Annotated in this window: 23 protein-coding genes and 1 tRNA gene; 9 read left to right on the top strand and 15 right to left on the bottom strand. The window is 49.9% G+C overall.

Annotation, left to right across the window (positions count from 1 at the left end; translation table 11 throughout):
• The first annotated feature begins 325 nt into the window (after positions 1 to 325).
• From AZF00_RS06755 to AZF00_RS06745, 3 genes are read left to right on the top strand one after another with little or no spacing between them, the layout of a single operon-like run.
• Positions 326 to 1,459, top strand: coding sequence for an NAD(P) transhydrogenase subunit alpha (locus tag AZF00_RS06755; protein WP_008247220.1), 1,134 nt, complete (start codon positions 326 to 328; stop codon positions 1,457 to 1,459).
• Positions 1,460 to 1,468: 9 nt separating this feature from the next.
• Complete coding sequence (locus AZF00_RS06750) at positions 1,469 to 1,756, top strand: NAD(P) transhydrogenase subunit alpha part 2 (RefSeq protein ID WP_008247219.1); 288 nt, start codon at positions 1,469 to 1,471, stop codon at positions 1,754 to 1,756.
• Positions 1,756 to 3,123: an NAD(P)(+) transhydrogenase (Re/Si-specific) subunit beta gene (locus AZF00_RS06745; RefSeq protein ID WP_008247217.1), complete on the top strand. Its 1,368-nt coding sequence runs from the start codon at positions 1,756 to 1,758 to the stop codon at positions 3,121 to 3,123. The genes AZF00_RS06750 and AZF00_RS06745 overlap by 1 nt, the downstream gene beginning before the upstream one ends.
• Before the next feature lie 71 nt (positions 3,124 to 3,194).
• Here the strand turns inward: AZF00_RS06745 and AZF00_RS06740 are convergent, their stop codons facing one another.
• Both AZF00_RS06740 and AZF00_RS06735 read right to left on the bottom strand, forming a co-directional pair.
• The gene (locus AZF00_RS06740) at positions 3,195 to 3,665 is read right to left on the bottom strand and encodes a MarR family winged helix-turn-helix transcriptional regulator (protein ID WP_008247216.1); all 471 of its coding nucleotides are present in this window, start codon (positions 3,663 to 3,665) and stop codon (positions 3,195 to 3,197) included.
• Positions 3,662 to 4,144 (bottom strand): glutathione peroxidase, encoded by a 483-nt coding sequence (locus tag AZF00_RS06735; protein ID WP_008247215.1) that lies wholly within the window; start codon positions 4,142 to 4,144, stop codon positions 3,662 to 3,664. Before AZF00_RS06735 ends, AZF00_RS06740 begins: the two co-directional genes overlap by 4 nt.
• Positions 4,145 to 4,321: 177 nt before the next feature.
• Here AZF00_RS06735 and fliK point away from each other — a divergent pair, with 177 nt between their 5' ends.
• Both fliK and AZF00_RS06725 read left to right on the top strand, forming a co-directional pair.
• On the top strand, positions 4,322 to 5,665 hold the full coding sequence (fliK, locus tag AZF00_RS06730) for a flagellar hook-length control protein FliK (RefSeq protein WP_008247214.1): 1,344 nt from the start codon (positions 4,322 to 4,324) through the stop codon (positions 5,663 to 5,665).
• Positions 5,662 to 5,976, top strand: coding sequence for an EscU/YscU/HrcU family type III secretion system export apparatus switch protein (locus AZF00_RS06725; protein WP_008247213.1), 315 nt, complete (start codon positions 5,662 to 5,664; stop codon positions 5,974 to 5,976). The genes fliK and AZF00_RS06725 overlap by 4 nt, the downstream gene beginning before the upstream one ends.
• A gap of 56 nt (positions 5,977 to 6,032) precedes the next feature.
• On the opposite strand, the gene AZF00_RS06720 is transcribed toward AZF00_RS06725, so the two are convergent.
• Genes AZF00_RS06720 through AZF00_RS06710 form a run of 3 tightly spaced genes read right to left on the bottom strand, consistent with a single transcriptional unit; the run spans position 6,033 to position 9,580 of the window.
• Positions 6,033 to 6,827, bottom strand: coding sequence for an energy transducer TonB (locus AZF00_RS06720; RefSeq protein WP_231856205.1), 795 nt, complete (start codon positions 6,825 to 6,827; stop codon positions 6,033 to 6,035).
• A gap of 33 nt (positions 6,828 to 6,860) precedes the next feature.
• Positions 6,861 to 7,808 carry a response regulator gene (locus tag AZF00_RS06715; protein ID WP_008247211.1) on the bottom strand — a complete coding sequence of 316 codons (948 nt, stop codon included), beginning with the start codon at positions 7,806 to 7,808 and terminating at the stop codon, positions 6,861 to 6,863.
• Positions 7,809 to 7,810: 2 nt separating this feature from the next.
• Complete coding sequence (locus tag AZF00_RS06710) at positions 7,811 to 9,580, bottom strand: DAHL domain-containing sensor histidine kinase (protein WP_008247209.1); 1,770 nt, start codon at positions 9,578 to 9,580, stop codon at positions 7,811 to 7,813.
• Between the two features lie 341 nt (positions 9,581 to 9,921).
• Here AZF00_RS06710 and AZF00_RS06705 point away from each other — a divergent pair, with 341 nt between their 5' ends.
• Positions 9,922 to 10,707, top strand: a complete 786-nt coding sequence (locus tag AZF00_RS06705) for a tyrosine-protein phosphatase (RefSeq protein ID WP_197465719.1) — start codon at positions 9,922 to 9,924, stop codon at positions 10,705 to 10,707.
• A 305-nt stretch (positions 10,708 to 11,012) separates the two neighbouring features.
• Positions 11,013 to 12,137, top strand: a complete 1,125-nt coding sequence (locus tag AZF00_RS06700; protein ID WP_008247204.1) for a beta-ketoacyl-ACP synthase III — start codon at positions 11,013 to 11,015, stop codon at positions 12,135 to 12,137.
• Between the two features lie 67 nt (positions 12,138 to 12,204).
• On the opposite strand, the gene AZF00_RS06695 is transcribed toward AZF00_RS06700, so the two are convergent.
• Positions 12,205 to 13,305 carry an alkaline phosphatase D family protein gene (locus AZF00_RS06695; protein ID WP_008247203.1) on the bottom strand — a complete coding sequence of 367 codons (1,101 nt, stop codon included), beginning with the start codon at positions 13,303 to 13,305 and terminating at the stop codon, positions 12,205 to 12,207.
• Positions 13,306 to 13,589: 284 nt separating this feature from the next.
• Here AZF00_RS06695 and AZF00_RS06690 point away from each other — a divergent pair, with 284 nt between their 5' ends.
• Positions 13,590 to 14,780, top strand: coding sequence for an ISL3 family transposase (locus AZF00_RS06690; RefSeq protein ID WP_062382734.1), 1,191 nt, complete (start codon positions 13,590 to 13,592; stop codon positions 14,778 to 14,780).
• Between the two features lie 169 nt (positions 14,781 to 14,949).
• Here AZF00_RS06690 and AZF00_RS06685 read toward each other — a convergent pair.
• The 9 genes from AZF00_RS06685 to thrS form a co-directional block, all read right to left on the bottom strand.
• Positions 14,950 to 15,026 (bottom strand) — tRNA-Pro (locus AZF00_RS06685).
• Between the two features lie 43 nt (positions 15,027 to 15,069).
• A complete protein-coding gene (locus AZF00_RS06680; protein WP_008247201.1) occupies positions 15,070 to 15,426 on the bottom strand; it encodes a MerR family transcriptional regulator in 357 nt (118 codons plus the stop codon).
• Positions 15,407 to 15,709 (bottom strand): integration host factor subunit alpha, encoded by a 303-nt coding sequence (gene ihfA / locus AZF00_RS06675; RefSeq protein WP_008247199.1) that lies wholly within the window; start codon positions 15,707 to 15,709, stop codon positions 15,407 to 15,409. Before ihfA ends, AZF00_RS06680 begins: the two co-directional genes overlap by 20 nt.
• A gap of 4 nt (positions 15,710 to 15,713) precedes the next feature.
• Positions 15,714 to 18,080, bottom strand: coding sequence for a phenylalanine--tRNA ligase subunit beta (gene pheT, locus AZF00_RS06670; RefSeq protein ID WP_008247197.1), 2,367 nt, complete (start codon positions 18,078 to 18,080; stop codon positions 15,714 to 15,716).
• 36 nt (positions 18,081 to 18,116) lie between these two features.
• Complete coding sequence (gene pheS / locus AZF00_RS06665) at positions 18,117 to 19,133, bottom strand: phenylalanine--tRNA ligase subunit alpha (RefSeq protein WP_008247194.1); 1,017 nt, start codon at positions 19,131 to 19,133, stop codon at positions 18,117 to 18,119.
• A 148-nt stretch (positions 19,134 to 19,281) separates the two neighbouring features.
• Positions 19,282 to 19,638 (bottom strand): 50S ribosomal protein L20, encoded by a 357-nt coding sequence (gene rplT / locus AZF00_RS06660; RefSeq protein ID WP_008247192.1) that lies wholly within the window; start codon positions 19,636 to 19,638, stop codon positions 19,282 to 19,284.
• A 31-nt stretch (positions 19,639 to 19,669) separates the two neighbouring features.
• On the bottom strand, positions 19,670 to 19,864 hold the full coding sequence (gene rpmI, locus AZF00_RS06655) for a 50S ribosomal protein L35 (protein ID WP_008247190.1): 195 nt from the start codon (positions 19,862 to 19,864) through the stop codon (positions 19,670 to 19,672).
• Positions 19,865 to 19,920: 56 nt separating this feature from the next.
• Entirely contained in the window at positions 19,921 to 20,457 is a 537-nt protein-coding gene (infC, locus tag AZF00_RS06650) for a translation initiation factor IF-3 (RefSeq protein WP_081482597.1), read from the bottom strand.
• Between the two features lie 2 nt (positions 20,458 to 20,459).
• Complete coding sequence (gene thrS / locus AZF00_RS06645; RefSeq protein ID WP_008247188.1) at positions 20,460 to 22,385, bottom strand: threonine--tRNA ligase; 1,926 nt, start codon at positions 22,383 to 22,385, stop codon at positions 20,460 to 20,462.
• 277 nt (positions 22,386 to 22,662) lie between these two features.
• On the opposite strand from thrS, the gene AZF00_RS06640 reads away from it, so the two are divergent.
• Positions 22,663 to 23,364: a DUF2780 domain-containing protein gene (locus tag AZF00_RS06640; protein WP_008247187.1), complete on the top strand. Its 702-nt coding sequence runs from the start codon at positions 22,663 to 22,665 to the stop codon at positions 23,362 to 23,364.
• Positions 23,365 to 23,491: the final 127 nt, after the last annotated feature.

Below are 23,491 nucleotides of genomic sequence, written 5' to 3'. Positions count from 1 at the left end.
GCAGCCGGACATCAGTTTATCGGCGCAGAGCGCTATGCCACCATAAGTACATCTGCCTAAGCCTATTAAGTATTCGCTCAATCAATACACATTTAACGTTGCGCGACACCCTTTTGAGAAAGCTCTGCCCCAACACACCCATTCTGCCGCAGGAAAAAAGCCGCCCATCACGACAGCGCATGACGCTATCACCTTAATTTATGGCACTTTTATCTGAAATAGATAACACCGACATGACACACATTTATCGCATATTGCAGCCAGTTGTAATATCCTAGGTCGTTTACCCGATAACAAAACAGTTAACCACAATGGATCTACAAAGATGCTCATAGGAATCCCAAAAGAACTCGCTGCCGATGAAAACCGGGTAGCGATCATTCCGACAGATGCCAAAAAGCTAGTACGGGCCGGCGCGACACTGCAAGTTGAAGCGGGCCTAGGCTTAGGCAGTGGCTTCAGCGATCAGGAATACACCGACGCCGGCGCCACTGTCAGCAGTGATCGGCAGGCCATCCTCGCCTCAGCGGATATCATTCTGCGGATCAACAAACCTAGTATAGATGAAATTGGCCAGATGAAAGCCGGTTGCATCCATATCAGCTATTTAGATCCGTTTAATGAACATTCGCTAATTAAGGCATTCCGCGACCAAGGTGTTAGCGCGATCAGCATGGAAATGATCCCACGTAGCACGCGCTCGCAAAAAATGGACGCACTAAGCTCCCAGGCCAGCTTGGCGGGCTACGTGATGGTATTACTTGCGACCACTAAACTACCGCGCATCCTTCCAATGATGATGACCCCTGCCGGCACCCTTAAGCCGTCAACAACATTTATCATTGGCGCTGGCGTTGCAGGTCTACAGGCCATCGCAACCGCAAAGCGCCTCGGTTCGAAGGTTGTTGCTTTTGACACCCGCTCGGTCGTCGCTGAGCAAGTGCGGTCACTCGGCGGCAAGTTCCTTGAAATCGACCTAGGCGAAACGGGTCAAACCAAAGATGGCTACGCGGTTGCTTTAACTGACGAGCAAATGAAGCTTCAGCTTGAAGGCCAGAAAAAGCAAATTGCTGAATCCGATATCGTTATCACCACTGCCCAACTGTTTGGCCGTAAACCACCAGTACTGATAACCAGCGACATGATAAAGGGCATGAAACCCGGCTCTGTCATTGTCGACATGGCGGCCGAGAGCGGCGGCAACGTCGAAGGTTCGGTCGCTGGCAAAACCGTGGTTGTGGATGGCGTAACTATTATTGGTGACGGCAACTGGTCTAACTTTGTCTGCCGCGACGCCAGCCAAATGTACTCAGCCAACCTCTTCAACCTCGTTGACGAAGGCTGGAACGGCGATGACAAGAAGATGGTTATCGACATGGAAAACGATATTCTCCAAGGCTGTGTGATTACCCACGGCGGCGAGATCGTTAACGAAACCATTAAAAACCTAATTAACTAGGAGAAGATGATGGAAATAGTATTTCTGGCTTTCATCTTAATGCTGTCTATATTTTTAGGCTTTGAGCTGATCAATAAAGTCCCTGCGACCCTGCACACCCCCCTAATGTCAGGTTCTAACGCCATATCTGGCATCACGCTGGTGGGCGCACTTACTTCCGCTGGCGCCGAGCACACCGTGCTTGCCACTGTTCTTGGCACCATTGCAGTTGCCATGGCCACCATCAACGTTATTGGCGGCTATATGGTCACCGACCGCATGCTAGCAATGTTCAAGAAGAAAGGAGACGCTAAATAATGGGCATTGAATTACTGGTTAACCTGTCCTACGTGGCAGCTGCCGTTCTGTTTATTTTTGGTTTAAAAATGCTGGGCTCGCCAGCAACTGCCCGTAAAGGTAACCTGATCTCTGCATTGGGTATGTTTATTGCTGTTGTCATCACCCTGCTAGACCAAAGCATTATCGACTACAAGTGGATTTTGGCCGGTGTCGTGGTCGGCGGCGCTATTGGCGCCCTCGTGGCTCGTCGGGTTGAAATGACAGGCATGCCTGAGATGGTTGCACTGTTTAACGGCTTTGGCGGTATAGCCAGCTTATTCGTGGGCTGGGCAGCACTGTATGGTATGGATGCCAACACCTTCCAACTGATCACCATTGTGCTGTCAATCCTGATCGGCGGCGTGACGTTCTCTGGCAGTATGATTGCCTGGGGTAAGCTCAGCGAACGCATTGCAGGCAAACCTATCGTGTTCGGCGGGCAGCGGGTTTTCAATATTCTGCTAATCCTAGCCATTGTTGCCGCCTCGGTGATGTTCACTCTCAACCCGGCCACGGCTATCTACCTGTATATTGTCATTGGCTTGGCATTGCTGCTCGGTATCATGCTGGTTATCCCTATCGGCGGCGCCGATATGCCAGTGGTCATCTCCCTGCTAAACAGCTACTCAGGCCTCGCGGCTTGCGCAGCAGGTATCGCCATTAACAACATCATCCTGATTGTTGCAGGCGCGCTTGTTGGGGCCAGCGGTATTATCCTAACCCAGATTATGTGTAAAGCGATGAACCGCTCACTGAGCAACGTTCTGTTTAGTGGCTTTAGTGCCGTGTCTGCCGGGGGCGCCGCCGCCAAGATTGAAGGCGAAGCTAAGGCGATGACTGCAGAAGACGCCTACTACGTACTTGAAGCCGCAGCCAGCGTCGTTATCGTACCTGGTTACGGTATGGCGGTAGCGCAAGCCCAGCACGTGGTTAAAGAGCTTCAGGAGCTTCTCGAAAAAAATGGCGCGGAAGTGGTTTACGCCATACACCCCGTTGCTGGCCGTATGCCTGGCCACATGAACGTACTGCTTGCAGAAGCCGACGTTTCATATGACTTGCTACTGGAAATGGATGCCGTTAACCCGCGCATGGAAACCTTCGACGTGGCGATTGTTATCGGTGCTAACGACGTAGTTAACCCAGCCGCGCGTGAAATGGAAGGCAGCCCAATCTATGGCATGCCCGTTATCAATGTTGATTTGGCGCGCAACGTCTTTGTTATGAAGCGTTCGATGGCGTCAGGCTTTGCCGGTATCGACAATCCCCTGTTCTTTAAAGAGAACACCCGGATGCTGTTTGGCGATGCGAAAGAAATGCTGGGCAATATCATTAAAGCCTTTAACTAAGGTTTTAATTGCACAGTAAAACGGGCTCCTAGGAGCCCGTTTTTTTATACCTCGAAATAAACCACAAGTTTTTAAGTTTCGACGGCCAAACAAAGCGCCGGTAAAATTTCATCTAACAAGGTCTTTAAACTTAATAACGAGTCACGACTCACCCCAAGCTTAGCCGCCAATTTTTCCGGTATCTCACTGCAAGCAGCCTGCAAAGCCACGCCCTCTTCACTCAGCTGAACAAGTACCATTCGCTCATCTTGGCCAGCGCGTCGCCGGTGTATAAACCCCTGCTGCTCTAAGCGCTTTAATAGGGGCGTTAGCGTATTGGTATTGAGCAAGGCCTTATCGCCTACGGCTTTGATGGAACACGGCGCATGCTCCCACAAAATCATCATGACAATATACTGCGGATACGTTAAACCCAGCGGCGTCAAATACGTCTGATATAGCCGAGTAATAAGTCGCGAGCTTGCATACAAAGGAAAACACAACTGGTTTTCTAACTGCAACTGCGCAAGCCTTGGCGGCGGCACACTCAAATCCATACTCATGCAGCTAGCGCGGCTTCGATATCAGCAACAATACTTTCCGGTTTAGTGGTTGGTGCAAAACGCTTTATCGCCTGACCATCTTTACCAACCAAAAACTTTGTGAAATTCCATTTCACTGCATTACTCAAGGTGCCCGGTGCCGCCTTTTTCAAATAGGCAAACAAGGGGTGGGCATTTTTACCGTTAACGTCGATTTTTTCCGTGATTGGAAAGCTGACACCGTAATTCACTAAACAACTACCTTCAATCGCACCTGCATCGCCGGGCTCTTGATTGGCAAACTGATTACACGGCGCACCCAGTATAACGAGACCTTGGTCTTTGTATTTTTCGTAAAGCGCCTGCAGACCTTCATATTGCGGTGTAAGGCCACATTTGCTTGCGGTATTCACCACCAACACTACCTTACCCTTATAGGAAGACAAATTAAGCTCCTTACCTTGCAAGCTACGAATTTCAAAATCGTATAGCGTAGTCATTCCGTACTCCTTTAAATTAAGCAAAATCAGCCAGTGAAAACCATAAAATCAACAATCACTATTAGAACAGCTAACTAGGTCGCGCGCAACTATATCGCACGCGATCTAATAAAACTCAAGTTTACGATAGAAATGTCGCTATTATGAATACAACGCCCTCGAACCCCTATTCCACCTATGGTCATTATCAATCCGAGCAATGCAACTCAGCCGGCGGCATTTAATCGCCCCGCTGGGCCAGCACCAATATTACCGACAGACAAGGTGCTCAACACTGTTGTCATGGGGCAGCGCGCGGACCATCTTTATGAACTTGCTTCAGGTAATCTGCGACTAATGGCAGAAAGCCAGACCGCGCTGCGCCGCGGTGAGCAGCTATTGCTGCAGGTAACCGGCAAAGATGCCCTGCAGCGCCCGACCCTCCAAGTCATCAACACCAGCCCCAGCGCCATTAACCCCCTGCTAAAAGCAATGCTGCCTCAACAGCAGGGCATTAATCAGTTACTCGCCAACATAAATCAGCTAATTAGCAGCCCTGCTAGCAACGCAGCGCTCAGTAAAGCCAGTACCGAATTCCTCGGCACACTACCGTCACGCCAGCAAGTGTCCAACCCCGCTGGCCTCCTAAATGCGATCCAAAGCAGTGGCTTTTTTATGGAAGGCAATCTCGCTGCCGGCATAGCACCCCCAGGCGACCTAAAAGCCGCCCTACTAAGACTCGCACAAAAGCTAGAGAACTTACGTTTGAGCAACGTGGCAAGCCCGCCAGAGAACGCAAGCAAATCTGCCAAGCTTAGCCAAGACTACAGTGGATTAGCACGGGGTACCGGCGCAAAACTCGACTCGTCGCTAGTAACAAGCGGCCAAACAAGCCCGAACCAACCCCTAAATAACCAAAAAATGAATATTGGTCCAAGCGCTACCTACAACAGACCAATCTCTAATAGCGATTTGCCCGGCGTATTGCGTTCACAACCCCGGCTTGCACCCGAGCTAGGGGAGGCAAAGCTCAGCCAAGAAGCATTAGTAAAACAACTACTACAAGATAGCCACGGTGCAATTGCCAGACTGCAATCCCATCAACTGCTCCACCTACAGCAAAAGGATCCTCAGCAAAACCAATACCTAATTGAACTGCCTGTTTTAGATGACGACGGCATCGACGTCTGGCAACTTCAACTACAATGGCAACGTTCACGCGAAGAACAGGGGCATCCACATGAAAAAACCAAGCCCGATATCGAGCAATACCAGCGACGCTGGCAAATTAATTTAAACTTTGAGTTACCCGGCTTAGGTGCCATCAACACCCTTGTAAGTCAGCACGGCAAGCAAGTAACAATAAGCTTTAACACCCAAAGTCAGGCCACCCGCACGCTGATTGACACACACCAGTATGAACTGAGCCAGCGACTGGCTGAGCAAGGTCTCCTCGACACTGAAATTCAAACTCACACAGGAATTAGCCCAGCGGCGGGTTCACCGCTCATTAGCCAATCACTATTGGAAGACCAAGCATGACAAATACGCCTGGCGAAATTGCGGTCTCCTTGCACTACGATGGCCTTAATGCACCCACTGTTAGCGCCAAAGGCGAAGGTGAGCTCGCGCGGCAAATACTAATGATTGCCACTGAGCACGATATACCAATATACCGCAACCAGCAGCTTCTCCAACTTCTCAGCCACGTAGAGCTTGAGAGCGAAATTCCCCGAGAACTCTATATTGCTGTTGCCGAAATCATTGCCTTTGCCTACCGGCTAAAAAACAAAACACCCGACAGCGCCGAGCAAGACGCCAAAGACACCGCAACCACTACGCCAAAAGACTAGCAGCACGAAAAAAGAAAGCGGAAGGTCATTCACGCCAAGGAATGACCGCCTAAGTATTAGCGCGTAAGCTTCCACGTAAAACGAAGCTGGGTTAAAGACTCAACCGCTTTACCGTTAACTAACTCGGGTTCAAACTTACATTTAGACAAGGCCGACAAGGCGCGATAATCCAAACGGCGTGTACCACTGGTTTCAATAATCCGGCCGTCTTGCACAACGCCCAAGGCATCAAGTGAAAACTCCATAGTAACGGTACCCTGCTGTCCTAGCCGCACAGATTCATCAGGGTACTGCGGCCTAGCACAGCTATCCCAATCAATTGACGCGGCGCGGCGACTAACAACCGCAGGCTTAACGTCTTCTTTAGTCGACACTCCGCCAATAGGCGACGCCTTAGCCGGGGCTTCTTTTTGGCGGGCCGACGCAATTGCCTGCTGACGTTCCTTTTCAGCATTTCTGGCCCGCGCCTCCGCGGCTTCCGCAGCTCGGGCTGCAGCCTCCGCTGCAGCCTGAGCCATTGCCAATGCAGCAGACTGCTCTTGCAAGGTGGCTAATTGCTGCTGCTGAAGCTTACTCTGCTCATGTTGACTAAACTCGCCGTCCAGTCGACGCTGCCATTCAGCGAGCACAGCTTGCTCCTCCGATTGCAGCGCCTCACCACTCTGGGCAGCGGTGAGCTCAAAGGTCGCCGCTTCACTCGCAGCAGTTCTCGTTATACTTTGCTCGCCACCCGACGACAAAAACGCCGCTAAACCCGCCGCCGCACAAACACCCAATAAAGAAATCGCAATTACAGATTCAGCTGACTGTCCAAACCCGGTCTTTCTTGGCGATGCCGCTGCTTCCATCATTTCACTCACTATTCAACCTCCGACTTTAGGCAGCTATGCTGTCAAACCAAACAAACGGCCGATCCGCTTAAATACTCCACGAGTATCATTTACTGGCGGTGGCGCCGCCTCTGCGGCAATACGTAATGTTTGGGCCGGATTTTTTTGCAATATTTCATAGCGACGCATGGCTAAATTAACACTGCCACGCAATAGACCCTCGCTAATTGGCTTGCTTAAAAAACGATAAATTTGCCCGCGATTTATCAGGTCAATACCCTGCTCGGCATCAGACTGCCCAGTTAACACGATCGCGACTAAGCTCGGATGATGTTGCCGAAGTGCACTAAGCAAGTCGGTAACGACCTCGCCGCCCACGGTGAGCTCCGTAATGATCACGCCTATCTTATGTTTTTCAAGCTGCTCAAGACCTTCATCGAGATTTCTAGCAGAGTACACTGCTCGCTCTCGACCAAGCACTCGCTGCAAGGTATCGCGAGTCGCTTCATCATCATCTAAAATCAAGGTGCCAACGTCGTCAACACCCGGAATGTAAACCTTCTCGTTAATATCCTCTTCAGCCGCCAACTCAACATGTTCGATGGCTGACGCCTTGACCGCCGCCGCGATAGTTTGGCGCAAATCAACATTAGACCAAGGTTTATTAATAAAGCGGAAAATTTCACCGTCATTAATCGCCGACAAAATAGCACTTAAATCAGAGTAGCCGGTAAGCAAAACCCGGATCGCACGGGGGCGAATGTCCTTAGCTGAGCGCAACACCTCAACACCGGTCATCTCCGGCATCCGCTGGTCACTCACCACAACATCGACATCTCCATCGCGGAGAATGTCCAGCGCAGCGGCACCAGAATTCGCTGTCACAACATCGTAATCTTTACGAAACAAAGCCTTTAACGCGACCAAAATGCGCGGTTCATCATCAACGAATAAGATACGCGGCTTTTGTTCCGCAGTGTCCACATTTGCCAATTCATCCATTATTATTCTCCAAGCAGAACCACGTCATTCGCAGGCGAAACATCTGCCGCTTTCCCAATTTTCTTTATCGGCAGTCGAACCACAAACTCGGTGCCTTTACCAAGCTCAGACTCAACTTGGATAGTGCCACCGTGATCTTCAATAATTCGGAATACAATCGACAAACCTAAACCTGTGCCCTTGCCCACGGCTTTGGTCGTAAAAAACGGCTCGAATATATGCGCACGCGTATCCTCATCCATACCGCTGCCATTATCTCTAATAGCAACCTCGACATAAGCATCGACTTGACGCGTGGTAATTTGGATCAAACCTCGGCCATCCATGGCTTGCGCAGCATTATTAATAAGATTAAGAAAAACTTGGTTTAATTGCGAGGGTGCACAGCTTATCTCAGGTAGCTCAGCGAAATTTCGCTCGATATTGATGCCATCTTTAAGCTGGTTATTACAAATTTTAAGTGCTGTATCAATGCCTGCGTTCAGATCAAACAGTTGCGATTGAGAGCGATCAACACGACTGAAGTCCTTGAGGCTCATCACCAATTCTGAAATTTGATTCAGGCCATACTCTACGTCAGCCAGCAATACATCAAACTCTTCGAGGCTTTCCGCATCGACTTCTTGCCCCATACCCTGCAGAGACTCTCGAATAATCTCCACATTGCTACTGGCATAACCCAGCGGCGTATTGATTTCGTGGGCAACCCCCGCAACCATTTGCCCGAGCGAGGCCATTTTTTCAGACTGAATAAGCTGGCCTTGCTGCATTTTCAAATCATCTAAGGCCTTGCTAAGTGCCTGAGTTCGCTTATTTACAATTTGCTCTAGATTACTATTGGTATCCTGCAATTCATTGTTCGCATTGTCCAAAGCCGAGAAGCTTGAACGCAAGCGTAGCGCGATCAGCCCGAATGCTAACAACAGGGCAACCGCATATACCGCAAGGGTTTGACGATAGCGACGGGCGGTGTCTTGCAGGCCCTGAAAATGATTTTCGTACGCCAATTGTAAATTCTGTAAAGCGGTTCCGGTCTCGATTGCGTCAAACTGGCTAATTAGTTTCTGTAAATCATCGCGACTGCTGCGCAGTAAACTTACCGTTTCAAGGAGGTGGCCTAAGGCACCCCGCGCAGCATCATTATCAAGCTGTTCCGCAGCCTCGCTGACCTCGGCCGCCAGCTCATCAATAACAAACGCATTCTCTGGTGAGGACTGCAAACTGTAGGCTGTGGCCTCTTGAAGCAACGTCATTATACGTTTACGAAGCGACTCTGAACTATTCACCGCTGGCGCATTCAGCACCGAAATACCCGCCACACGCATCACCGAAAAATACTGCGCCAAGCGTGCCAACCGCGCCGAATAATCATTCAGCAACGTCAATTTATCGCCCGCTTGGGTTCGATATATTTGTAAAGATTGGTTAATATCCCGGCTCAAATCACTTAAGCCTGCCTTACCACTGCTTAAGGAACTCTGCGCGACATCAAATCGATCTCGCGCCAGCTCAAGCTCTCTAGCGCCAGATTCAAGCGCTAATCGCGCTCGCAATATCTGCTGATTAAGCTCAACGTCAGCTTTAGCGGCGCTGTCTATTTGCTCTAAGCGGATAACATGGAGCCCAGTCTCTAGGGGGTTGCGCAGCATCTTCCATAGCAAAAAGACAATCAAACCCAGGGCCAAAGATACAGCCAATACCACAAGTAGACGTTGCAGCGTAAATCCACCCGCTCGTCTTTTTATTCCTGCCGTCTTGTTTTGATCTAACATAAGCCTCATTGCTGATTTTCTTATTATTGTTTTAGTCGGCACAATATCTCCTTGAGTTTAAACCCTTATTTGACTCCCTGAGAATGTCAGCGTACCCGCCCACATCGAGCGATTTAGATAGCACTATTCATAAAGGTCTTAATCGGAATCGTCGTTATAAGCTTATTATTGGAATTTATGATGACAGGGAGAATAAAAGGTCATCATGAAAATGTCTAGTGTCAATAATGCGCTCCTTGCGCATCATGGTTTGCTGCGACAAAACCCGCTATGACCACACGCTGGTAATCACATCAAATATCGGATTAATATTAACCATCCCCACACGAGATCAAAACGCTATGTCCACCGTATCACCAGACGTCAATACCCGTAGGCTCTCCCTAGAAGGTGCTCCCAACGTGCGCGACCTAGGTGGCTACCAAACTCGTGACGGTGGAACAACACGCTGGCGAAAGCTGTTACGGGGAGGCCGACTCTCCAATTTAAGCGACCTCGATCAACGCTTATTAAATGACTTTGAAATTAAAGTCATTTGCGACTTTCGGAATGCCCATGAGTACCAGCTAGACATGACTAAACTCAGTGCACAGTCCGCAGCAGTAATACACAACCTCAGTATCAGCCCTGGCAATCAGCACGACATCATCGAGATCAGCAACATTGGCGCCGGTCAAATGGCGACATGGATGACCCAAATAAATCGCGAGCTAGCGCTTAATCACTGCCAAACCTATCGCAAAATGTTTGAGTTATTACTAAACCTAGATGACGGCGCCTTTATGTTCCACTGCTCCGCAGGCAAAGACCGCACTGGATTTGCTGCAGCACTCATTCTGTCTGCCCTTGATGTTCCCCGTAATATCGTTATGGAAGACTATCTTCTCACGAGTCAATATTACCCCCCAGCAGGTGAACTTGAGTACCTCACTAACAAATACGCCGCTGACAAGCCTGATGTAGACCCAGACCTTTTTGCAACGCTTACCTCTACCCGGCCCGAGTTTCTCGAGGCCGCGTTCGCCGCCATTGATGAAAATTTTAATTCAATGGATGAATATTTAGAGCAAGCCCTTGGCTTAAGCCCCCAAAAACGTGAACATTTAAAACGGCAATATGTAGAATAAGCCCCGCTCAGCGAGTATTCACCCGCCACGAAACTAACCAAACCAAGCACTAGTTAACCCGCGACGGCCTCAAAGCTTACGGCACCAAGCACTAGCGTGATCGTTTAAACGCCAATCATGAGCTATATCGATTATGCACTCACTCAGCTGCACGGGGTAAGATGCGTCAATTTGAAGGCCGCATCCTAGTGCCGCAGGTATTTTTAATGTCATTTTGCTTTTGTTATTTCAATATATAGACTGTATGCGCCATGTCGGTCACACTTTCACCTATACTTTAAACGAAAAATATAAGGATGAATCAAATGAGCTCCTCTGTTGTCATTAGCGGGGTCGGCCTGTGGACTCCAACACATAGCATTAGCAATGAGGAGCTCGTAAGCAGCTACAACGCCTGGGCGGAACACTTCAATCTAGAAAATCAGGTCGCCATTGAATCAGGAGATCTAGAAGCAAAGCCGCTGTCTAGCGCCGATTTCATTGAAAAAGTGTCTGGAATTAAAAGTCGCTACATATATTCAAAAGAAGGGACTTTAGATATAACACGTATGCGTCCGATACTTGAGGTACGCAGTGACGAGCAAGTGTCCCACCAAGCAGAAATGGCGATCGCTGCAGCCACAGCAGCGCTGAAGGCCGCGAATAAAACCGCCGCCGATATTGACATGGTTATAGTGTCTTGCGCTTATACCCAGCGCTCCTATCCCGCTATCGCGATTGAAGTGCAAGCGGCCTTAGGCATCCAGGGATTTGGCTTCGATATGCTAGTCGCATGCTCGGCTGCGACATTTGGCTTAGAGCGCGCCGTAGACGCAATAAAAGCAGGCAGTTCAAAAGGTGTACTGGTCATCAATCCTGAACTCACCTCTCCCCAAGTCAATTATATGGACAGAGACTCCCACTTCATCTTTGGCGATGTAGCGACCGCTGTCGTGGTAGAAAGCAGCGCAACTTGTCAGTCTGCTCACGCCTTTGACGTCCTCGGCACCAAAAGTGTCACCTCTTACTCAAATAATATTCGCTCTAACTTCGGCTATGTTACCCGTACAACAGATGAAGATCCTTACTCAGCAGACAAGCTATTTCATCAAAACGGTCGCAAAGTGTTTAAAGAAGTCTGCCCAATGGCTGCCGATCACATTGAAAGCCATTTGCAGAGCCACGGAATCCAGGTTTCGGAATTGAAACGTTGGTGGCTACACCAGGCCAACATCAATATGAACCTGCTAATCAGCAGGCGTTTACTCGGCCGTGACGCCACGCTTGAAGAAGCGCCCATTGTCCTTGATGAATATGCAAATACCGCCTCGGCAGGATCTATTATTGCGTTTGCCAAGCATCACGAAGACTTAAGCGCAGGTGATATTGGGGTAATTTGCTCCTTTGGCGCCGGTTACTCTATTGGCAGTTTAATTCTTCGCAAACGGTAAGCCCCTTTACAAGCCGACTAAGGCAACATACTGCCTTAGTCGGGGACCATTAGCACACCAAGCAACATCAAGCTCCAGGCTTAAGAACGCTCAATAATAACTCAACCTCGTCCAGTACCTCGCCCTGCACATCGTGAATTTGAAATTGCAAAACCGCATCGTCACCACCCCGCTCTATCTGGATACTACCAAAATTATCAGTCAGCACATTTTTGGCCGAGGTGCGCAACACATTAGGCTCTTTTGCCGCAGGGCTATTGGCGCCAAGCGCAGAATTCAAACCACTGGCAGTAATCTCATACAGCGGGTAGCCCAGCGCGCCATCTAATTTCGATATTTCTGCCAAATGTCGGTCGCCACTGATGATAACTACACCGCTAACCGCACTACTTTTGATCAGTTCGAAAAGCCGCTGCCGCTCATTGGGAAAATTAGCCCACTTCTCAAAGCAATGCTCAGTAGGCAAGACCTGAATACTACTGGCTATAATCCGCAGATCTGCTGGCTTTTTAAACTCGCCAGCCAACCACCGCCATTGCTCTTCACCTAGAATCGTCGCGTCGTCATCAGTATTCGGTATGATTCCGGTCGGGCTACAAGCGGATTTCTGATCGCTTGTCTTCAAGGGACTACGGTGACTGCGGGTATCGAGCATTAAAAACTGAACCCTAAGCCCACCAATATCACGATACCGAGAATGGTAAATACCGCGCTGATCCAAATCGCCAATGCGATCTAGCTCCAGGCCAAAAAAGTCGGCGAAATACGCCCGAGACTCTGTTTGATAAGTAAATTCAGCACCGCCATCGTTAAGCCCGTAATCATTGTCATCCCATGTTGCGAACACATCAATATTCTTTTCCATACCAAACCGCCGCAACTCTTCGACCTTAGCTAAGTCCTTATAAGCTTGATTGATACGATCTGGTAACGCCACATTACGATAAGGGCCGACGTCGCTATACACATTGTCACCAAGAAACACAAAAGCTTGGGGCTTTTGAGCAATCACCGATTGCCAAACAGGCTGAGATTGCCATTGCTGAAGACAGGAACCAAAAGCAATACTGCCTTTTTTAAGTGTATTTGTCAGTGAGTAAGCCAACACCAGAGACGGAGCGGTACACACCACAACCAGAATAATAAACTTTCGTAAAAACGCCGTCATATCGGCTCCTGAAATAGTTAACATCCGCAACAAGGTAACTAAAGCCAAAGAATGATGAAAATTCACTTGGCCTTAATGAGATTATTCCCATGGCAATGCTATGCCGTCTTAAAAATAACTTATGCATAAATTGCACCGATCAAGACGCAATCTAGACGTTTTCGACAAAGCGGCAACAATATTTGGACAAGCCAGCCTATTACGCTAGGCTCTTCATCATTAACGGGGGACACCGGCATTCATTAAACTGAATTTGCGAAGAAACAGTTTGATGGAGAATACCGATGTCCCACGCAGGAAGAATTATAGGCATACCTGGCCTTGAGATTGAACGGGTAGTCCGCAGGAAAGGGATCGAAGTCTGGGCAAAGCCTGTGCACAGGCCGCCTTGTAAGCATTGTCAGGGCAATGGCCTGAGGATTAAAGCCACGCATCTCAGGACGGTGAAGCACACTCGTCAGGGGAATCAAGTGATGACCTTGCACCTTCGAGTACCCAAGTACCATTGCCAGGAGTGTAAGCGCTATTTTCGTCACGCCTTTACCGGTATTCGTCCGCGTTTTCGCGCTTCAGAAGCCTATCGACTGGAAGTGTTCGAAGCCCACGATGGCGGTGTAACGCAGCGCAAGTTGTCTCGAACCCATCAAATCAGCCCAGCGACGGTAGAGCGTTGGTATCAGCACCATATTAAGCAAAAGCGTTCCGAGGGGGATCGCCGATATTGCCCTCGCGTATTAGGGATAGATGAGCATTTCTTTACCCGTAAAAAGGGTTATGCGACCACGCTTACCGACCTCAAGAATCACAAAGTGTTTGATGTCCAACTAGGACGATCAGAATTGAGTTTGCGCCGCTATTTAAAGGCCCTTGAGGGACGAGAGCGCGTTCAGGTTGTGGTGATGGATCTCTCGGAAACGTACCGCAGCATTGCCCGCCGCTACTTTCCCAATGCCGCGATCGTGGCTGACCGATTCCATGTGGTCAGGCTTATTAACCAGCACTTTTTAAGTGTCTGGAAGCAGCATGATCCTGAGGGCAGAAAGAACCGCGGTTTGATCAGTTTAATGCGTCGCCATCAATGGAATTTGCGGGATGAGCAGCACGCCAACCTTATGCAGTATTTGGCTGAGTACCCAGTGCTGCAAGCACTGTATGTGGCCAAGCAACGATTAATCCGATTTGTGTTGCTCAAGACCCTGACGCGCAAGAAAGCCAGCATCAAGTTGCCGGTATTCATGAAATTGCTTGATGAGCTAGCTGAGAGCCCGCTACGAGCGCTAGCTAACACATTGCGCTCCTGGTTGAAGCCCATTGTGGCCATGTGGCGATTTAGTAAAAGTAACGGAATAACTGAGGGCTTCCACAACAAAATGGAAATGATGACACGACGAGCGTATGGTTTTAGAAACTTTGAAAATTACAGGATGAGAGTGCTGGCCCACTGCGGGTGGGACGGAGTGATTAACAGGGTTTGATGAGTGCTATCCCCCGATAATGGGGTAGAGCCTTACGCTAGCACGCAGATATTGCCTAACGATGAAACGCGATTTTTTGCTGTGAGGTTTTGCGCTTGTTTAAGGAGGGCTTTATGAAGTGACTGCCAATAAAAAAGGCCACTCGCTTGAGTGGCCTTTTTTATTTAATTGGTCGGAACGGCAGGATTCGAACCTGCGACCCCCACACCCCCAGTGTGGTGCGCTACCAGACTGCGCTACGCCCCGATTTGAGGGGTGGCATGATACCCCAACGTATTGATTTAGTGAACTATCTTTTGAGAAGTTTTGCGACTTCTTCTAATTCACCGAGCATTTGCCGAATAACTTGCCGCGCCTGTGAGGATTCTTCTTTAGCAACTTCACCAGACATGCGCTGCCGGGCACCACCAATGGTGTAGCCCTCTTCGTATAAGAAGCTGCGAATCTGGCGAATCATCAACACATCTTGATGCTGATAATAGCGGCGATTGCCGCGCCGTTTTACCGGTGTTAGCTGCGGGAATTCCTGCTCCCAATAACGAAGAACATGAGGTTTTACACAGCACAGTTCACTGACTTCACCAATAGTGAAATAGCGCTTACCTGGTATAGGCGGTAATTCGTCGTTATGACTTGGTTCCAGCATAGTCCTCTACCCTGGATTTTAATTTTTGGCCGGGCCTAAATGTCACCACGCGACGAGCAGAGATTGGAATCTCCTCTCCCGTTTTGGGGTTACGCCCGGGGCGCTGACTTTTGTCACGGAGGTCAAAATTACCGAAACCGGAAATCTTCACCTGCTCGTTATTCTCCAAACAGAGGCGAATCTGCTCAAAAAACAACTCCACGAGCTCCTTCGCCTCACGCTTATTAAAGCCTAGCTCTTCGTATAACCGTTCGGCCATTTCTGCTTTAGTGAGGGACGTCATCACACTAGTTCCTTAAACTTGCGCCAAATGCCTCCTGCAAGGTTTGCACAACTGCCGCAACAGATTGATTAACCTCTTCCTCATTCAGAGTGCGTGATGAATGCCTGAACGTCAAGCCCACAGCCAAACTTTTTCTTTCAGGATCAATGCCTTTACCTTGATAGAGGTCAAACAGCTTCAAGTCACTGAGGCAATCCCCTGCCGCACCTCTAATTGCCTGCAACACGTCAGCTGCAGGTAATTCGCGAGCAACGATCAAGGCCAAGTCCCGGCGCACCTCAGGGAATTTAGACAATTCACTGAATTTAGGCACATCGCGAGCCAATACTGGCTGTTGATCAATCTCAAACAAATACACCGGATTGACCATATCCCACTGGGCTTGCAAGCTTGGGTGCAGAGCGCCAATACGGCCAATTAGCACTTTATCGCAGAATACATCGGCGCATTGACCTGGGTGCAGGGCGGCATAACTGCCCGGCGCGAAGGTAATTTCACCAGCAACAACAGACAGCAAGCTTTCTAAATCACCTTTGAGATCATAAAAATCGACCAATTCGCCGTTTTCATTCCAACTTTCAGCAGTGCGTCGACCAGTAATGAGTGCCGCTAGCGTTGGAATTTGCTGCAAGCCGTTATCGCCCTTAACAAAGCGCTGACCCGCTTCAAAGATGCGAATACGCGGCTGCTGGCGTTTGGCATTGTGCATGGCGGTTTTTATCAAACCGGGCAATAAACTGGTGCGCATAACCGACATATCGGCAGAAATTGGGTTGAGCAGCTCAACACCTTCCACACCCTCGGCCATCGCCTTATGCATTGCGGGATCAATAAAACTGTAAGTCACCGCCTCTTGATAGCCACGGGCAACCAATTGCTGGCGAAGCGCGCTCAGGCTGCGCTTACTTTCAGTCGCTGGGCGAATAGTCAGCGCATCTTGAATCGGCCGCACCGGCAGGCGGTTATAGCCGTAAATCCGCGCCAACTCTTCGAGTAAATCGACTTCAATGCTGATATCAAAACGCCAGCTCGGCGCCGTAACGTCCCAGCCACCGTCAACACGCGTTACCGTCAAACCTAAACCCGCGAGAATGGACTCTACGTCGCTGGCAGCCATGTCCATGCCCAGCACTTTGGCAATGCGCTTTTCACGTAGCAGAATCGCCTTGCGCTCAGGCATGGGCGCTGAGTCGATGACCGATACCGGCCCTGGCTCACCGCCACATATCGCAACTATTAGCGCCGTGGCGCGCTCTATGGCCCGTGCAGGCAGCTCAAAGTCGACGCCACGCTCAAAGCGATGCGAGGAATCGGTATGCAAGCCGTAAGACCGCGCCCGGCCTGCCAATAGATCAGGCGTAAAGAAGGCCGCTTCTAAAAATAGACTCTGAGTCGCAGAAATCACCGACGACACTTCGCCACCCATAATACCGGCGAGTGCAAGGGGCTGCTGTTCGTCCGCGATCAGCAAACTGCCTTCACGCAAGGTCAGTGTTTGGCCGTCAAGCAATTCCAAAGACTCATCAGCCTTTGAGTGCCGCACTACCACCCCACCGCTGAGTTTATCTAAGTCAAAGGCGTGCATGGGCTGGCCCAATTCCACCAGAATGAAGTTGGTAACATCGACCACCGCATCGATACTGCGCAAACCACAGCGGCGCAGCTTTTCTTGCAGCCACAGCGGGCTAGGCTTAGACACGTCGACATTACGAATAACGCGGCCCGCATAGCGAGGGCAATCTGCACCCGCCTCGACCCGAATCGGCAGCTGACTGTCGTTGACTGCCGCCACTGGCGCGATATCTAAATCAGTGAAAGCCATGTCATTGAGCACGGCTGCTTCACGGGCAATACCGCGAACACTCAAACAATCAGCGCGGTTTGGCGTTAAACCCAATTCGATAATCGAATCGTCTAAGCCAAGAAATACGCGAATATCCTCGCCGACGGGCGCGTCTAGAGGCAATTCCATCAGGCCATCGGATTTCTCCGCCAAACCTAGCTCTTCTTCAGCGCAGAGCATGCCGAAGGACTCAACGCCCCGCAGTTTGGCCTTTTTAATTTTGAAGTCACCCGGTAATACCGCGCCCAAGGTTGCCAGCGGTACCTTTATACCGGGGCGAGCATTGGCGGCGCCGCAGACTATCTGCACTTCTTCGCTGCCAGCATTAACACGACAAACCTGCAATTTTTCAGCGTCGGGGTGCGGCGCTGTTGCCACAATCTCAGCCACAACAACGCCAGAGAATACACCGGCTACCGGATCAATGGCGTCCACTTCTAGGCCGGCCATGGTAATTTGCGCCGCTAACTCGTCGGTGCCAACCGCAGGGTTAACCCACTCACGCAACCACTGTTCACTAAATTTCATATGCTATCCGTTTTGAAAATTGTCGCTGAGGCTGTTTTATCTAAATTGACCGAGGAAACGCAGGTCATTCTCAAAAAACAGACGCAAATCGTTAACGCCATAACGCAACATCGCTAAGCGCTCAACGCCCATACCAAAGGCAAAACCGGTAAAGCGCTCAGTGTCGATATTTACATGTTCGAACACCTGAGGGTGGACCATACCGCAGCCCATAATTTCCAGCCAACCGGTTTGGCTACATACCCGGCAACCCTCGCCATTACACATCACGCATTCAATATCCACTTCCGCCGAAGGCTCGGTAAAAGGGAAGTAGGACGGACGGAAACGCACATTCAGCTCTTTTTCAAAGAAGCTGCGCAAAAAGGCTTCGACCAAGCCTTTGAGGTCCGCAAAGCTGGATTCTTCGCTGATCAACAACCCTTCAACTTGATGAAACATCGGGGTATGGGTTAAGTCAGAATCGCAGCGGTATACACGACCTGGGCAGATGACTTTTAACGGCGGCTCGCTACTTTCCATTACCCGCACCTGTACCGGCGAGGTGTGGGTACGCAAGACCGTGGACTCGTCTACGTAGAAGGTATCGTGCATCGCCCGCGCAGGATGGTGGGCAGGGATATTTAAGGCTTCAAAATTGTGGTAGTCGTCTTCAATCTCTGGGCCTTCAACCACTTCAAAGCCAATACTTTCAAAAAAGGCACTGATGCGCTCAATAGTACGGGTTACAGGGTGTAAGCCACCGGCTTGCTGACCGCGCCCAGACAGGGTCACGTCAATTTTTTCAGCTTCAAGCCGCGCATTCACCGCCGCCAGATCCATTAGCTGCTTAGCATCTGCAATCTGCGCTGACAGCGCTTCTTTCACGCGATTGATCTCGGCACCCGCAGCAGGACGTTCTTCAGCAGAGAGCTTGCCAAGGCCCTTCAACAGGGCCGTGATATGGCCTTTCTTACCAAGATACTCAACCCGCACCTGATCCAAGGTCGACGCGTCTGTGGCGGCACTGATTTTTGCCGCAGCTTCAGCCGCCAGCCCTTCTAGATTATCCATGCTGCGCTCCCAATCTCCGCGCTAACGCCCCGCCGCACTGCAGCGTGGCTAAATTTACTGTGTCAGAAACAAAATAGGGAAAGGGCACAAGCCCTTTCCCTATAGTAAAACAAAGCTATATGGCCGCTACGCAACGGCCTATCGCTTTTTAAGCTAAGGCTGTTTTCGCGCGTTCTACGATAACAGCAAAGGCTTCTTTGTCATGTACGGCCAAATCGGCCAATACGCGACGGTCTAAAGCGATATCTGCTTTTTTCAAACCAGCGATCAAACGGCTATAGCTCAGGCCATTAGCACGTGATCCAGCGTTAATACGCGTGATCCACAAAGCGCGGAAAACACGTTTCTTGGCACGACGGTCACGGTAAGCGTATTGACCCGCTTTAATTACCGCTTGTTTTGCAACACGGTAAATACGTGAACGGGCACCATAGTAACCCTTGGCTTGTTTCAGAATCTTTTTATGACGACGGTGTGCGGTCACACCACGTTTTACGCGGGGCATAGAATATTCCTCTTAATCTTGATGACGTTAATCAGATGGCGCGCAACATGCGGTCAACCAGAACTTTGTCCGACTTATGGACAGCACTAGTGCCACGTAGCTGACGCTTACGTTTGGTGGTCATCTTGGTCAAGATGTGGCTTTTATGAGCGCTTTTGCGCTTATAACCGCTACCGGTTTTCTTGAAGCGTTTTGCCGCCCCGCTGTGTACTTTCTGTTTTGGCATCGTTAGATACTCCGCATTCTTAATGTAAATTAAATCAAGTAGGCCCTAAGAGCTCACTACTTTTTCTTTTTCGGAGCAATGACCATGGTCAATTGACGACCTTCCATTTTCGGAAATTGTTCTACAGAACCGAATTCAGCAAGGTCTTCTTCAACCCGCTTCAACAGCTGCATTCCCAATTCCTGGTGGGCCATCTCACGACCGCGGTAACGCAGGGTTACCTTGGCTTTATCTCCGTGTTCCAAGAAACGTGTCAGGTTGCGCAGTTTTACCTGATAGTCCCCATCTTCCGTACCCGGGCGGAATTTTACTTCCTTAACCTGAGTTCGAACTTGGTTTTTCCGAGCCGCAGCTTGCTGCTTTTTGGCCTCGAAAACATGTTTGCCGTAGTCCATGATCTTACAGACAATTGGGTCTGAATCAGTGATCTGAACTAAGTCCAATGTCGCTTCTTGCGCGGCTTTCAATGCCTCCGCCAGCGGGACAACACCAACCTGGTTGCCCTCTGCGTCAATTAAGCGAACTTCATTGGCTTCAATTTCTTCGTTTATCGGCGCTCTTTTGCTGCGCCCTTTTGCGTTATCGCGTTTAATTGCTAGTTCTCCGAATTTGCGCGGCTGCGTTTAGCTACGCTGTCTGCGAGGAGTTTACTGAGGTCATTAATGGACACTGACCCCAAATCTTCGCCACTACGTGCACGTACCGAAACAGTCTGGGTTTCTACCTCTTTGTCACCAACGACAAAAAGGAAGGGGACCTTCTGAATTGTGTGCTCGCGGATTTTAAAGCCGATCTTCTCATTTCTCAAGTCCGCATCGACTCTAAAGCCACAATCTCTCAATAAATCTTGCACATTTGTCACATATTCGGCCTGATTGTCCGTAATATTACAAACAACCGCCTGAACGGGTGCCAGCCAGACCGGAAATGCGCCTTCGTAGTGTTCGATCAAAATACCAATAAATCGTTCAAATGAACCCAAAATTGCCCGGTGCAACATCACTGGCGTTTGCCGAGTACCTGCTTCGTCAACATACTGAGCGCCAAGACGACCCGGCATTGAGAAGTCGACCTGAATCGTACCCAACTGCCACACTCGGCCGATACAGTCTTTTAATGAGAATTCAATTTTAGGACCATAAAAAGCACCTTCGCCGGGCAATAATTCCCACGGCAAACCTTTGCTATCGAGGGCCAAGGCCAAAGCCTTTTCGGCGCGATCCCAATCTTCTTCACTACCGACCCGTTGTTCTGGGCGAGTTGAAAGACGATAAATCACTTCGGTAAAGCCAAAGTCCGCATACACCTCGTGAAGGAAATCGATAAACGAGGCAACTTCAGGCTGAATTTGATTTTCAGTACAGAAAATATGCGCGTCATCCTGAGTAAAGCCACGAACCCGCATAATACCGTGCAGCGAACCCGAAGGCTCATTGCGGTGGCAGGAGCCAAACTCCGCCAAGCGCAATGGCAAGTCGCGGTAGCTGCGCAAGCCCTGATTAAATATCTGCACATGGCAGGGGCAGTTCATGGGCTTAACGGCAAAAGTGCGCTCATCTGCACTTAGGGTAAACATGCCATCGCTGAATTTGTCGGCATGACCGGACTTTTCCCACAGGGAAATATCCACTACCTGCGGGGTGCGAATTTCTTGGTAGTCATTTTTGCGCTGTTTGTCGCGCATATACTGTTCAATCGCCTGATAAACACTCCAGCCTTTGGGGTGCCAAAAGACCATACCCGGTGCCTCTTCCTGCATATGGAAAAGATCGAGCTTTTTCGCCACTTTACGGTGATCGCGCTTTTCAGCTTCGGCAATGCGGTTCAAATAGGCTTTAAGTGCCTTTTTATTACCCCAAGCTGTGCCGTAAATACGCTGCAACATCGCATTGGCCTGATCACCACGCCAGTAGGCGCCAGCAACCTTGGTCAATTTAAAGGCGCTTAACTTGCCAGTGCTGGGTACGTGGGGACCACGACACAAGTCCATCCAGTCGCCCTGCTGGTAAACAGAGATATCTTCATTGCCCGGCAGGTCTTTAATGATTTCGACTTTGTACTCTTCACCCAAATCGCTAAACGCCTTGACCGCCTCTTCGCGACTCATCACCTTGCGCGACACAGTCAAATCCGCAGAGGACAATTCAGTCATCCGCGCTTCAATTTTTTCTAGATCTTCTGGGGTAAAGGCACGCTCATAGGCAAAGTCATAATAGAAGCCATCTTCAATAACGGGACCAATAGTAACCTGCGCACCAGGAAACAAATCCTGCACAGCCATCGCCAGTAAATGCGCGGTGGAGTGGCGGATAATATCCACGCCCTCTTCATCCCGCTCCGTAATGATACCCAGCTCGGCGTCTTCCGAAATCAAATAACTTGTGTCGACCAAGCTACCGTTCACCCGGCCAGCAAGTGCAGCCTTGGCAAGGCCCGCACCAATATCCATGGCGACATCGGCAACAGTAACGGGGTTATCAAAAACGCGCTGACTCGCGTCGGGAAGCGTAATAACTGGCATAAGCTTATCCTTTCAGTGGTGGCCCCTACCAAAGGTCACGTGACATATAAAATACAGCGTAAAACTGCAGAGGGTTTAAGCGCGCTATTATGGCCATAGCGCTACCGCTTCGCAAGCCGAAACCCGCCGCAAATCAAGGACTCCCGAGTGCCGCCATTGAACTTAACAGGCCAACAGCTGACTTACAGTCGCTGCAGTGAGTGGCGAGACGCTGAACATGCATCTAAGCTAACTATCAATCTAAGCAGACCCACTTCGATTCAAGCGAGAACAATCAATGAAAAAAACACTATGTATCGCCGTATTTTGCGCATTTAGCCTGCAAGCCAACGCTGGTTTCTGGGACAGCCTAACAAGTATCTTTAGCTCACCAGAGCCAGCACCAACAGAAGAAAGTAAGCCAGCCAAGACATCGCCCGCCGAGAAAACCGGCAGCATTACTACAACCACCACAAGCACAACGACAAGCAACGCATCGAGCAGCGAAGTAAGTATAAGCAGCAGCGTATCCCTTGACGCCAACACCGCCGCAGCGGCCAATCAAACCGCTACCGGCAGCATGATTCAAACAGGCATTCAACTACTGCCACTACTAAGCCAAACACTCGGCGTAAGCACATCACAAGCTACCGGTGGTATGGGCGCCTTGCTGCAGACCGCACAAAGCTTATTATCTGGAAATGACTTTAACGTCATCGCCAACGCCATTCCCGGTGCGAGTGGTCTACTCAACGCCGCGCCAGCAGTGACTGCTACCGCCAAGGGTGAAGGCGGCTTACTTGGCAGCGCAATGAAAATGGCAACTGACTCCAACCCTTCTTTAAAAGCAGGAGCGCAGCTGGTCTCCCAATTTAAATCATTGGGCATGGGCGCGGAGATGATTCCTAAGTTTACTGATGTAGGTAGCAATTATCTAAAGCAAAACGGTAATCCAGAGGCGAGTATTTTGTTGGATGCCGCGATTTCCGGGGCGATGTGATTTCGGGAAAGGCTTGACGGGAGATGGGAGGCGCTAAGGGCAAAAAAACGTAAGCGCCAAGATTCGCGGCTTTTGCGTTTTCCGCCTCCCGTCTAGCGTATTGCGGCAGTGACTTTTGGCTTGCAGC

It is taken from the genome of Zhongshania aliphaticivorans (assembly GCF_001586255.1).
Classification (GTDB): domain Bacteria; phylum Pseudomonadota; class Gammaproteobacteria; order Pseudomonadales; family Spongiibacteraceae; genus Spongiibacter; species Spongiibacter aliphaticivorans.
The sequence above is the reverse complement of the archived record's forward strand: the minus strand, read 5'-3'. Positions and strand labels throughout refer to the sequence as shown.

Coding starts and splice junctions, on each gene's coding strand:
- AZF00_RS06755 (WP_008247220.1), top strand. CDS start 326: ATGCTCATAGGAATCCCAAAAGAACTCGCTGCCGATGAAAACCGGGTA.
- AZF00_RS06750 (WP_008247219.1), top strand. CDS start 1,469: ATGGAAATAGTATTTCTGGCTTTCATCTTAATGCTGTCTATATTTTTA.
- AZF00_RS06745 (WP_008247217.1), top strand. CDS start 1,756: ATGGGCATTGAATTACTGGTTAACCTGTCCTACGTGGCAGCTGCCGTT.
- AZF00_RS06740 (WP_008247216.1), bottom strand. CDS start 3,665: ATGAGTATGGATTTGAGTGTGCCGCCGCCAAGGCTTGCGCAGTTGCAG.
- AZF00_RS06735 (WP_008247215.1), bottom strand. CDS start 4,144: ATGACTACGCTATACGATTTTGAAATTCGTAGCTTGCAAGGTAAGGAG.
- fliK (WP_008247214.1), top strand. CDS start 4,322: ATGGTCATTATCAATCCGAGCAATGCAACTCAGCCGGCGGCATTTAAT.
- AZF00_RS06725 (WP_008247213.1), top strand. CDS start 5,662: ATGACAAATACGCCTGGCGAAATTGCGGTCTCCTTGCACTACGATGGC.
- AZF00_RS06720 (WP_231856205.1), bottom strand. CDS start 6,827: ATGATGGAAGCAGCGGCATCGCCAAGAAAGACCGGGTTTGGACAGTCA.
- AZF00_RS06715 (WP_008247211.1), bottom strand. CDS start 7,808: ATGGATGAATTGGCAAATGTGGACACTGCGGAACAAAAGCCGCGTATC.
- AZF00_RS06710 (WP_008247209.1), bottom strand. CDS start 9,580: ATGTTAGATCAAAACAAGACGGCAGGAATAAAAAGACGAGCGGGTGGA.
- AZF00_RS06705 (WP_197465719.1), top strand. CDS start 9,922: ATGTCCACCGTATCACCAGACGTCAATACCCGTAGGCTCTCCCTAGAA.
- AZF00_RS06700 (WP_008247204.1), top strand. CDS start 11,013: ATGAGCTCCTCTGTTGTCATTAGCGGGGTCGGCCTGTGGACTCCAACA.
- AZF00_RS06695 (WP_008247203.1), bottom strand. CDS start 13,305: ATGACGGCGTTTTTACGAAAGTTTATTATTCTGGTTGTGGTGTGTACC.
- AZF00_RS06690 (WP_062382734.1), top strand. CDS start 13,590: ATGTCCCACGCAGGAAGAATTATAGGCATACCTGGCCTTGAGATTGAA.
- AZF00_RS06680 (WP_008247201.1), bottom strand. CDS start 15,426: ATGCTGGAACCAAGTCATAACGACGAATTACCGCCTATACCAGGTAAG.
- ihfA (WP_008247199.1), bottom strand. CDS start 15,709: ATGACGTCCCTCACTAAAGCAGAAATGGCCGAACGGTTATACGAAGAG.
- pheT (WP_008247197.1), bottom strand. CDS start 18,080: ATGAAATTTAGTGAACAGTGGTTGCGTGAGTGGGTTAACCCTGCGGTT.
- pheS (WP_008247194.1), bottom strand. CDS start 19,133: ATGGATAATCTAGAAGGGCTGGCGGCTGAAGCTGCGGCAAAAATCAGT.
- rplT (WP_008247192.1), bottom strand. CDS start 19,638: ATGCCCCGCGTAAAACGTGGTGTGACCGCACACCGTCGTCATAAAAAG.
- rpmI (WP_008247190.1), bottom strand. CDS start 19,864: ATGCCAAAACAGAAAGTACACAGCGGGGCGGCAAAACGCTTCAAGAAA.
- thrS (WP_008247188.1), bottom strand. CDS start 22,385: ATGCCAGTTATTACGCTTCCCGACGCGAGTCAGCGCGTTTTTGATAAC.
- AZF00_RS06640 (WP_008247187.1), top strand. CDS start 22,663: ATGAAAAAAACACTATGTATCGCCGTATTTTGCGCATTTAGCCTGCAA.